The sequence below is a fragment of the Flavobacterium sp. genome (genome assembly GCF_017744675.1).
Classification (GTDB): Bacteria; Bacteroidota; Bacteroidia; order Flavobacteriales; family Flavobacteriaceae; genus Flavobacterium.
The window spans coordinates 771,569-782,312 of the sequence record NZ_JAGIAV010000002.1 but is presented as its reverse complement, the minus strand read 5'-3'; the positions used below and the strand labels follow the sequence as shown (position 1 = coordinate 782,312).

Here is a 10,744-nt window from a genome sequence, read left to right as displayed (position 1 = left end):
CGTCGCCTTTCTTTTGAAAACCCTATCCAATCCGGATGGGGTTTTCTGTTTTATAAGCTTTTCTGTTTTTTTTTACGTAAAAACGAAAGCTCCAGACTGCCCGAAACCCGCGTTAGTGATGGAAGCGGCATCCTTTTGCGGAAAACCAATCTTCCAGCATCCCCTAAACTCCCTGCCGCAAAAGATACAGCGGACAGCACGGCCCTAAGGGAAACGCCATGATTGTAATCCTAATGGTTTAATAAGTGTTAAATTATAGTCAATTGCAGAGGTTAAAGATTGATAATTTAGACTTTTTGGATTTGAATGAGTATTTTTGTGTTTCAATTATTTTATTTTAAACATGAAGAAAAATATTTTATTGTTAGCACTTCTTGCTGTTACAGGTTTAAGTGCGCAACAACAACGTCCAAAGTTAGTTGTGGGTATAGTTGTCGATCAAATGAAAATGGAATATTTATATCGCTTTTCAGATGATTTTTCTCCAAACGGCTTTAAGAGATTAATGAATGATGGATTTACTTTCCAAAATATGCATTATAATTATATGCCAACTTACACTGCTCCTGGACATGCTTCTATCTATACGGGTACAACACCTGCTACTCACGGAATTGTTGGTAACGAGTGGTTCAGCAGAACTCTTGGAAAAGAAATGTATTGCACAGACGATGCGGGAGTTAAAACTGTAGGCGATGGCACTGCCGAAGAAGGAGCAATGTCTCCTAAAAATCTTCAAAGCACCACAATTACTGATGAAGTTAGAATGGCTACTAATTTTAACGGAAAGGTAATAGGAATGAGTTTAAAAGATCGTGGTGCTATATTGCCAGCTGGACATTTTGCTAACTGGGCATTTTGGTACAGTAAAACTGGTTCTTTTATTTCTAGTACATTTTACGGTGACAAATTACCTGATTGGGTTACTGAGTTCAATAATGAGAAAAACTACTTAAAATATATCAATAAAGGCTGGGATTTGTATAAACCTGCTTCGGTTTACAATGAAAGTCTTCCTGATAATAATCCTTATGAAGGGAAATTGTATGGAAGTGCAGCGCCGGTTTTTCCATACGATTTGAAATCTATGTATGAGAAAAATGATGCTGGTGTTATTCGCGCTACTCCTTTTGGAAATGATTTATTAGCTGAATTTGCAAAGAGAGCAATTGAAAAAGAAGAGTTAGGAAAAGATAATATTACAGATTTCTTGACAGTTAGTTTTTCTTCTACAGATTACGTAGGGCATTTACTTGGTCCAAGATCTATGGAGCTTCAAGATACTTATTTGAGATTGGATCAAACAATTGCTGACTTTTTAGCTTATTTGGATAAAACGGTTGGTAAAGGGAATTACTTGCTTTTCTTGACAGCCGACCACGCTGGAGCTGAAAACGTAATTTATTTGAAAGATCGCAAATACAATGTAGATAATTATCCTTCTAAAGAGGTTAAGAAAAGTTTACAGGATTTTTCAACTAAAACATATGGTGTTGATTTAATTCAGAATTATTCAAACTTTAATGTTTTCTTCAACAAACAAATTATAAAAGACAAAAAGTTAGATCTTACTAAAGTCAAACAAGCTTTTAAAGATTTTTTAATTACTCAACCGCAAGTTAAAAAAGTTTTCACCGAAGAAGAAGTTTTAGCGAATGCTGGAAATGATTATGCTCTAAATTTTGTAGCTAAAGGTTATGATGTAACACAGAATGGAGATTTAGTTATAGTAGATAAACCAGGAGTGATTGAATATACTGCGACAGGAACATCTCATGGAACAATTTATAGTTATGATACTCATGTTCCTGCTATTTTTTATGGCTGGCATATCAAAAAAGGGGAATCGTATGATAAGAAGGCCATTACAGAGATTGCTCCGACAATAGCTCAAAAAATTAAGGTCACTTTTCCAAATGGAACTGAAGCTAAAGTAATGAGTGAAGTTCTTGATAATAAGAAATAAAAAATAATGATATTTATGAAAACCTGTCATGTAGACAGGTTTTTTTTATGGCATAAAAAAAGGCTTTTCGGTTGAGAAAAGCCTTTTGTAATAGTGATTTTAGTAAGCACTTATACAAGTATTAGCACTATGCGTTTGCTAATACTATTTCTTCGTTAAAAGGAAGATGCCAAGCTTCTGCAACTCCTTTGTAAAGGATTTTTCCATTCGCTACGTTTAATCCTTTTTTCAATTCTTCATTTTCTGCGCATGCTTTTTCCCATCCTTTGTTTGCTAATTGTACAGCATATGGTAAAGTTGCGTTTGTTAAAGCTAAAGTAGAAGTGTAAGGAACAGCTCCTGGCATATTAGCTACACAGTAGTGAACGATATCGTCAATAATGAAAGTTGGGTTTTCGTGAGTTGTTGGAGTACAAGTCTCGATACATCCACCTTGGTCTACCGCTACGTCAACAACAACAGTTCCTGGACGCATTAATTTTAGCATATCACGAGTAATTAAATGAGGTGCTTTTGCTCCTGGAATTAAAACTGCTCCAACAATTAAGTCAGCATCTTTAATTGCTCTTGTAATATTATAATGGTTAGACATTTCTGTATTTACGTTAGCTGGCATGATATCGTCTAATTGACGTAAACGTGGTAAGCTTAAGTCCATGATAGTAACTTGAGCACCTAATCCAGCAGCCATTTTAGCAGCTTGAGTTCCTACAATTCCTCCACCTAAAACTAATACTTTCGCTGGTGGTACACCTGGAACACCTCCTAAAAGAATTCCTCTTCCTTTTAATGGTTTTTCAAGGTATTTTGCCCCTTGTTGAATAGCCATACGACCTGCAACTTCAGACATTGGAACTAATAATGGTAAACTTCTGTCTGTTTTTTCTACAGTTTCGTAAGCTAAACAAACAGCTCCTTTTTCCAACATTGCATGAGTTAATTCTTCAGAAGAAGCAAAGTGGAAATAAGTAAATAATAATTGATCTTTTTTGATCAATGGGTACTCAGAAGCAATTGGTTCTTTTACTTTGATGATCATTTCTGCAATTGCGTAAACTTCTTCAATAGTTGGTAAAACAACTGCACCAGCTTCAGCATATTCTGCATCAGCAAAACCACTTCCTAAACCAGCAGTAGCTTGAACGTAAACTGTATGTCCGTGTTTTTTCATTTCAGAAACACCTGCAGGAGTTAAGGCAACTCTGTTTTCGTTATTTTTTATTTCTTTAGGAACACCTATTATCATTTTGTTATATTTTTTTGTTTTTTATTGAAATTGTTTTACAAATCTACAGATAGAGAATAAATTATGGTTTAACGCATGATAAATAAGAAAATATTATTTTATTTTTTACTTTTACAGAAAAATATTCTGTTTTGGAGTTAATTTTATTCTTCAAAAAGAAAAAAAGACTAAATCGAACTGATTTTAATAAAACGTTTTCGTTATGGCTTTAGATGAAATTGACAAAAAAATACTACGTCTTTTGCAAGAAGATGCACATTACACTTTAAAAGACATTGCAAACAAAATAAATTTGTCTTTAACTCCTGTGCATGATCGAGTGAAACGTCTTGAAAAAGATGGTATTATCGAGAAATATGTTACGCTTCTTGACAAGAAAAAATTGGGAAATAATTTGACCGTTTATTGTCAGGTTACGTTGGTCAAACAAACTTATGATACTTCAGAAGGCTTTAACCAATCGATTTTAAATTTGCCTGAAGTTGTGGAGTGCAATTATGTTTCAGGGAATTTTGACTATATGCTGAAGATCATAATTCCAGACATGGAAAGCTATCATCATTTTCATCAGAAAAAATTATCCGTTTTGCCTGAAGTTTCTTTAATAAATACTGTTTTTGTAATTTCAGAAGTAAAAAGTACGACTGTTCTTCCTATTTAAAGAAAAAGAAAAAAACCATCAAGAAAATCCTGATGGCTTTTAGCAAAAAAGTTAGTTTGGATGAATTAATAATAGGTATAACGTCTTACTTTGGCAATATATTTTGCTAAACGAATAACTTGGTGGCTATATCCGTATTCGTTATCGTACCAGATGTATAATACTATATTTTTTCCGTCTTTTGAAACAATTGTAGCATTGCTGTCATAGATTGATGGAGCAGAAGTTCCTACAATGTCAGATGAAACCAATTCGTTGTTTAAAGAATATTTAATCTGCTCTACCAATTCTCCTTCGAGAGCATATTTCTTCATGATTTTATTGATTGCCGCAATTGATGTTGCTTTTTTAACTTCTAAATTTAAAACGACAAGAGATCCGTTAGGAACAGGAACTCGAATAGCATTTGAAGTTAATTTTCCTTCCAATGATGGCAAAGCTTTCGCAACAGCACTTCCTGCACCGGTTTCTGTAATAACCATATTTAAAGCCGCAGCTCTTCCGCGACGGTATTTTCGGTGCATATTATCAACCAGATTTTGGTCGTTGGTATACGCGTGAATGGTTTCTAAATGTCCTTTTACAACACCTAGAGTTTCTTCAACGACTTTTAGAATTGGAGTAATAGCATTTGTTGTGCAAGATGCTGCAGAAAAAATATTTACTTCTTCAGGATTAAAATCATTATGATTTACTCCATGAACGATATTTGGAACGCCTTTTCCAGGAGCAGTCAATAAAACTTTGCTTGCTCCATTTGATGTTAAATGTCTTTTTAAAGCTTCTTCTGTTGTAAATGCTCCAGTGTTATCTATTACCAAAGCATCATTGATTCCGTATGTGGTATAATCAATTTCTTCAGGAGAATTGGCTGTAATGATATGAACTGTTGTTCCGTTAATAATTAAGGCATTATTTTTAGGATCGGCTATTACAGATCCTTGAAAATCCCCGTGAATTGAATCGTATCGCAATAGAGAAGCTCGTTTCTCTAAACTCGATGCGTCGTTTTTATCTCTAGTTACAATTGCTCTCAAACGCAACTGGTTTCCTTTTCCTGTTTTAGACATTAGCTCTCGTGCTAATAAACGTCCAATTCTTCCAAAACCATATAAAACAACGTCCTTTGGTTTAATTTCTTTAGAGGATTTTGCTTTTTTCAATTTGTCAATAACAAAATATCTTGCATCAGGATATTTTTCATCTTCTAAGCGATACTCGTAAGTTAGTTTTCCTAAATCTATTTTTGCAGGAGGAAGATCTAATGATAAAACCACTTTTGCAATTTCAACCGAATCAAAAATGGTGATTGGTTTGCCAACAAATTCGCCAGCATATTGATGAAGATTGATAATATCGCTTACGTTTTTATCCAATAATTGATTTTTGAATAAAACCATTTCGATTGATTTGTCATACCATAAATCGCTTATGACTTTTATTAATTCGACACCCGCTTTTCTTCGGTCGACTTGTAATGTTACCTCTTTTTGGTACAATGATTTGTTACTCATAATTGAAAAAATAAAATGCTCACTATTTTAAAATTTTGCGCAAAAGTATCTATTTCAATCGATTTCGTAAACTATTTTAGCATTTATTTTTGAAAATAAAAATGCCACCTTAAATTTCTTAAGATGGCTTTTTTTGAAGTTTTCAGTCGCAGTCGCAGTTCTCAGTTTTTGGTAACTGAAAACTGTGACTCGAAAACTGCGACTTAAATTATAATTCTGAAAATTTCTCCGTTTCTGTTGATCATTTCAATACGAACACTTTGTCCTTCGTCTTTTTTACTTAAAAGTTTTGAAACGGTTTCAACATTTGTTGCTTTTATATTATCAATACTAAGGATTATATTTCCTAATAATTCATTTTGATATTGCATTAAATTCTCGTTGGTGATGTTTTTAATTTTAACACCGTAGTCAATTCTGAATTTTTTCTTGTCAGCCGCATCAATGTTTTCCAATTCGATTCCTTTAAATTCAGCGCTGTAAAACTCATTTTTACTTAAAGTTACAGGAACTGTTTTCGTTTTTCCGTCTTTAATATAAGTTACTTTTACAACATCATTAGGACGTTTTGTGTTGATGTAGCCCGATAAATCTGCATAAGTAGCAATGTTCTGATCATCCAATTTTACAATGATGTCTCCTTTAGTTAGACCAGCTTTTTCTGCACCAGAATTTTTAGAAACTCTATTAATATAGAATCCTTGTGTTTCTGTAACTCCTAATTCTTTAGAAGCTGTGCTATTCAATTCTCCTCCTTCAACACCAAGAATTCCTCTTTGAACATTTCCATATTCCATAATATCCTCAATAATTTTTCTAGCGATATTAGAAGGAACAGCAAAAGAATATCCAACATAAGAACCAGTCATAGAAGAAATCATAGTGTTAATTCCAATTAATTCTCCTCTTGCATTTACTAACGCTCCACCGCTATTACCTGGGTTTACAGCAGCATCAGTTTGAATGAAAGATTGAATTCCGCTTTGGTCTAAATTTCTGGCTTTCGCCGAAACAATTCCGGCAGTTACAGTCGAAGTTAAGTTGTAAGGATTTCCAACTGCCAATACCCATTCTCCAACTTTAACATTATCAGAGTTTGCAAAAGCAGTGTAAGGAAGTTTCTCGTCGGCATTGATTTTCAAAAGGGCAATATCCATTTTAGAATCAGTACCAATTAATTTTGCTTTGTATGATTTTTTGTTGTTTAAGGTAATTTCAATATCTGTAGCGTCTTTAATTACGTGGTTGTTAGTCACGATATATCCGTCTTCAGAAATAATTACACCAGAACCAGTTCCTACTTGTTCTTGCTGTTGTTGTCCGCCATAACCGTAGAAAAATTCAAGCATTGGGTTGCTTACTGTTCTTCTCGAAACATTTTTTACGTGAACAACGGTATGAATAGTTTTATCTGCCGCTTCGGTAAAATCGAGTGTTTCAGCGCCTAAACCAACATTTTTTCCATAAGAATTAGGGGCAAGAGTTACAACAGAATTTCCTTTTCCAAAAAATGAATTGTTGCTTTCAAATAATAACTTGTAAGCACCAAGAGTAATAGCACCACTTAATAATGACACTAAAAATAAGGCTGAAAATCTTTTCATATTAGAATTTGTAATTAAGTTATTAGAATTTAGTTTCGTGTTTTATTTAACGTAAAATTACTTCAAAAAATTATTTGTAAAAACGGTTTAACGCTCTTTAACAATGATTAACATTTCATTAATTAATAGTTCGTACTTTTGTATTTCTAACAACTAAAAAATGCAAGTAGAATTTTATAAATATCAAGGTACAGGAAACGATTTTGTCATGATTGATAATCGTACAAATTTCTTTCCAAACGAAGATGTAAAACTTATTGAACGTCTGTGCGACAGACGTTTCGGAATTGGTGCTGACGGATTAATTCTTTTAGAAAATGATTCTGAAACCGATTTTAGAATGGTGTATTACAACTCTGATGGAAATCAAAGTTCGATGTGCGGAAACGGCGGTCGTTGCCTTGTTGCTTTTGCTAACCAATTGGGAGTAATTGATTACAAAACGACTTTTATCGCAACTGATGGATTGCATTATGCTTCTGTAAATGCCGATTCGATTGTTTCTTTGCAAATGATTGATGTAAATGAAATCCAGAAAAAAGATTCTTATACTTTCTTAAATACAGGCTCGCCTCACCACGTTCAAATTGTAGATGATTTGGAACATTATAATGTAAAAGAAAATGGAGCCGCAATTCGTTATGGTGAATTATATGGAGAAAAAGGGAGCAATGTCAATTTTGTAAAAAAGGTTGATAATGATACTTTTTCTTTGAGAACTTACGAAAGAGGTGTTGAAGACGAAACTCTTGCTTGCGGAACTGGTGCAACTGCTGTTGCCATTGCTATGAATGCGATTGGAGAAACCGATAAAACTTCAATAAACTTAAATGTTGAAGGTGGTAAATTGGTGGTTTCTTTTGATAAAGATAGCGATGGTTATACCAATGTTTTCTTGACTGGACCAGCAAAATTCGTGTTTAAAGGAACAATTGAGATTTAATTTATAAATCTCAATTTTTTAAATTCTAAATTCCAATCGATAAATCTAAAATCTACAATCTAAATATCACGATGATTACATTAAAAGGCGATTCGATTTATTTGCGTGCACTTGAACCTCAAGATTTGGAGTTTATCTATTCTATAGAAAATGACGAGAATATCTGGGAAGTTAGTAATACGCAAACTCCTTACAGCCGTTTTTTAATTAAACAATATTTAGAAAATGCCCATCAGGATATTTACGAGGCAAAACAACTTCGTTTGGCAATCTGTCAAGACGAGGATTTTCCTGCTATCGGGTTGATTGATTTGTTTGAATTTGACCCAAGAAATAATAGGGCAGGGATTGGTATTGTCATTCAGAAAGAAGAAAATCAAGGTAAAAATATTGGTTCTGAGGCTTTAGAGCTTTTAATTAAATATTCTTTTACGAATTTAAATCTCCATCAATTGTATGCAAATATTGGCGTACAAAATGTAGCGAGTATTGCACTTTTTACTAAATTTGGTTTTAAGAAAATCGGAATAAAAAAAGACTGGATTTTGTATCATAACCACTATCATGATGAAGCAATTTTTCAGCTAATTAATAAACAAATTTAAACTTTAAGCTTTGAGTCTAAAAAAAATAATCACAATAAGTGCCGTAGCCATAATTTCAGTTTTATTGATTTATGGTTTTATTTTAATCAGTAAAATTTTTAGTTCTAATACTAAATTTGAAGAAAAAGAAGTATACGTTTACGTACCAACAGATGCTAATTATGCTGATGTAAAAAAGATTTTAGCGCCTTACATAAAGAATTTCGACAACTTCGAAATGGTTGCTGAAAAAAGAGATTATCCGCAAAATGTAAAATCGGGACGTTTCCTTCTAAAGAAAGATATGAACAACATTGACTTGGTGCGAGCAATGCGTTCTAATATTCCTGTGAAATTGGTTTTTAATAATCAAGAGCGTTTAGAGAATTTTGCTGGAAGAATTGGTAAAGAAATTGAAGCTGACAGTTTATCTTTATTGAAAGCCATCAAAGATTCTACTTTCTTAGTAGCAAACGGATTTAATGAAGAAAATGTTTTTGCCATGTTTATTCCAAATACGTATGAAATTTATTGGAATACTTCTGCAGAAAAGTTTCGTGATAAAATGATTAAAGAATATCACAATTTCTGGACACCTGAAAGAATTGAAAAAGCAAAGAAACAAGGATTAACACCAGTTCAGGCTACGATATTAGCATCAATTGTACATAAGGAATCGGTTAAAAAAGACGAAAGACCACGTATTGCCGGTGTTTATTTAAACCGTTTGCGTTTAGAAATGCCGTTGCAAGCAGACCCAACCGTTATTTATGCTTTAAAATTAAGAGACAACGATTTTGATCAAGTTATTAAAAGAGTTTTTTATAATGATTTGGTAATGAGATCTCCATATAATACTTATGTAAATAAAGGACTTCCTCCTGGGCCAATTGCAATGCCAGATATTACAGCTTTAGAAGCGGTTTTAAACCCAGAGAAGAACGATTATATTTATTTCTGTGCTAGTGTCGATCGTTTTGGGTATCACGAATTTGCGGCCACATTGGCAGAACATAATGTAAATGCAAAAAAATATTCAGACTGGATCGCAAGTCAAGGTGTAACGAGATAGATTTAGTTTTCTAAAATAGTAAAAGACCGAAGTAAAATTACTTCGGTTTTTTTTGTTTCCTTTTTAATCTAAAAATGCTGTCGAAAATGAAAAATTATCAAATTGCTATTTTATCTAATTTTTGGATTATCGTAATAAAAAAATAAACATTTTTTAATGTGGAATTTTATAAAATTCAAAAAGGGCTTTTCAATATTTGCATGAAAAAGATTGATTTTATTGTAGGTTTATTCTTTCTTTTTAATGAAATTTGCTTAAAATTTATATAAAATGCGATTTTTTTTGACCTCATTTTTCAGTTTTTAGAGTCGAAAATTGAGCCCTCAAATCTCTTGGAATCTATTACTATACTTGGGATGAAAGCGAATCCTGATTTTTCTTAAAAAATGGTAAATGACTGGTTTTAAGCATATTTTGAAAATGCCTTATCTTTGCACCGTAGAAATTTCAAGAGAGTGACAGTGTCTTGAAGAAAAACAATTTATGATAAAGAAATGGTATTTTTATGCGAGTTTAGTCGTTATTATTACATTTTTAAGTTTGGGATTTATTCCCTCAGAAAAAGAAACCAAACCTTGGTTTTTAATTGAAAAAACAGATGGATCAGAATACATTTTTCCATCAAAAGAAAAGGATGATTATCCGAACACCAACGTCCCATACACAGGAAATCATCTTATAGGATTTAAAGAAGCAGTAGCTTTTAAAGAATCGCAAGGGCAATACAGATTAGTAAATACTCTTGGTTATATGGGCAAGTATCAATTTGGTTCTAAAGCTTTAAGAGCGATCGGAATTAATGATAACAAAGCCTTTTTAAAAGATCCTGCTCTACAAGAAAAAGCTTTCATGGCTTTATTAGCCAAAAACAAATGGATTTTACGTTATGAAATTCAAAAGTATGAAGGCAAAATTATTAATGGTATTGAAATTACCGAATCTGGAATTTTAGCTGCAGCGCATTTAGGTGGTGCAGGTTCTGTAAAGAACTTTTTCAAAAACAAAGGAAGCAGACATTTTAGAGATGCTTTCGGAACTTCTTTGAAAAGTTACATGAGAGATTTTGCAGGTTACGATCTTTCCTTTATAGAAGCAGATAGTAACGCAACAGTAAACGACTAAATGAAAAAAGAAAAATCCCTTGTAAAAAGGGA

The 10,744-nt window shown here is 32.8% G+C and carries 10 protein-coding genes; 7 read left to right on the top strand and 3 right to left on the bottom strand.

Annotated elements, in window-relative coordinates; all coding sequences use genetic code 11:
- Positions 1-222 (top strand): hypothetical protein (locus tag J7574_RS08845; RefSeq protein WP_290967144.1); only part of this gene is annotated, 222 nt, incomplete at its 5' end.
- A 121-nt stretch (positions 223-343) separates the two neighbouring features.
- Positions 344-1,966 (top strand): alkaline phosphatase PafA, encoded by a 1,623-nt coding sequence (pafA, locus tag J7574_RS08840; RefSeq protein ID WP_290967142.1) that lies wholly within the window; start codon positions 344-346, stop codon positions 1,964-1,966.
- 127 nt (positions 1,967-2,093) lie between these two features.
- Here the strand turns inward: pafA and ald are convergent, their stop codons facing one another.
- Positions 2,094-3,212, bottom strand: a complete 1,119-nt coding sequence (ald, locus tag J7574_RS08835; RefSeq protein ID WP_290967140.1) for an alanine dehydrogenase — start codon at positions 3,210-3,212, stop codon at positions 2,094-2,096.
- 202 nt (positions 3,213-3,414) lie between these two features.
- On the opposite strand from ald, the gene J7574_RS08830 reads away from it, so the two are divergent.
- On the top strand, positions 3,415-3,873 hold the full coding sequence (locus J7574_RS08830) for an Lrp/AsnC family transcriptional regulator (protein ID WP_207294966.1): 459 nt from the start codon (positions 3,415-3,417) through the stop codon (positions 3,871-3,873).
- Between the two features lie 65 nt (positions 3,874-3,938).
- Here J7574_RS08830 and J7574_RS08825 read toward each other — a convergent pair whose 3' ends face one another.
- Positions 3,939-5,387: a glyceraldehyde-3-phosphate dehydrogenase gene (locus J7574_RS08825; protein ID WP_290967136.1), complete on the bottom strand. Its 1,449-nt coding sequence runs from the start codon at positions 5,385-5,387 to the stop codon at positions 3,939-3,941.
- Positions 5,388-5,590: 203 nt separating this feature from the next.
- Positions 5,591-6,991 (bottom strand): trypsin-like peptidase domain-containing protein, encoded by a 1,401-nt coding sequence (locus J7574_RS08820; protein WP_290967134.1) that lies wholly within the window; start codon positions 6,989-6,991, stop codon positions 5,591-5,593.
- Between the two features lie 160 nt (positions 6,992-7,151).
- On the opposite strand from J7574_RS08820, the gene dapF reads away from it, so the two are divergent.
- From dapF to J7574_RS08800, 4 genes are all read left to right on the top strand, one after another.
- The gene (gene dapF, locus J7574_RS08815; RefSeq protein ID WP_290967132.1) at positions 7,152-7,934 is read left to right on the top strand and encodes a diaminopimelate epimerase; all 783 of its coding nucleotides are present in this window, start codon (positions 7,152-7,154) and stop codon (positions 7,932-7,934) included.
- A 71-nt stretch (positions 7,935-8,005) separates the two neighbouring features.
- Complete coding sequence (locus J7574_RS08810) at positions 8,006-8,539, top strand: GNAT family protein (protein ID WP_111426733.1); 534 nt, start codon at positions 8,006-8,008, stop codon at positions 8,537-8,539.
- A 10-nt stretch (positions 8,540-8,549) separates the two neighbouring features.
- Positions 8,550-9,590 carry an endolytic transglycosylase MltG gene (mltG, locus tag J7574_RS08805; protein WP_290967130.1) on the top strand — a complete coding sequence of 347 codons (1,041 nt, stop codon included), beginning with the start codon at positions 8,550-8,552 and terminating at the stop codon, positions 9,588-9,590.
- Between the two features lie 483 nt (positions 9,591-10,073).
- A complete protein-coding gene (locus tag J7574_RS08800; RefSeq protein ID WP_290967128.1) occupies positions 10,074-10,712 on the top strand; it encodes a peptidoglycan-binding protein LysM in 639 nt (212 codons plus the stop codon).
- The last annotated feature ends 32 nt before the right edge of the window (positions 10,713-10,744 follow it).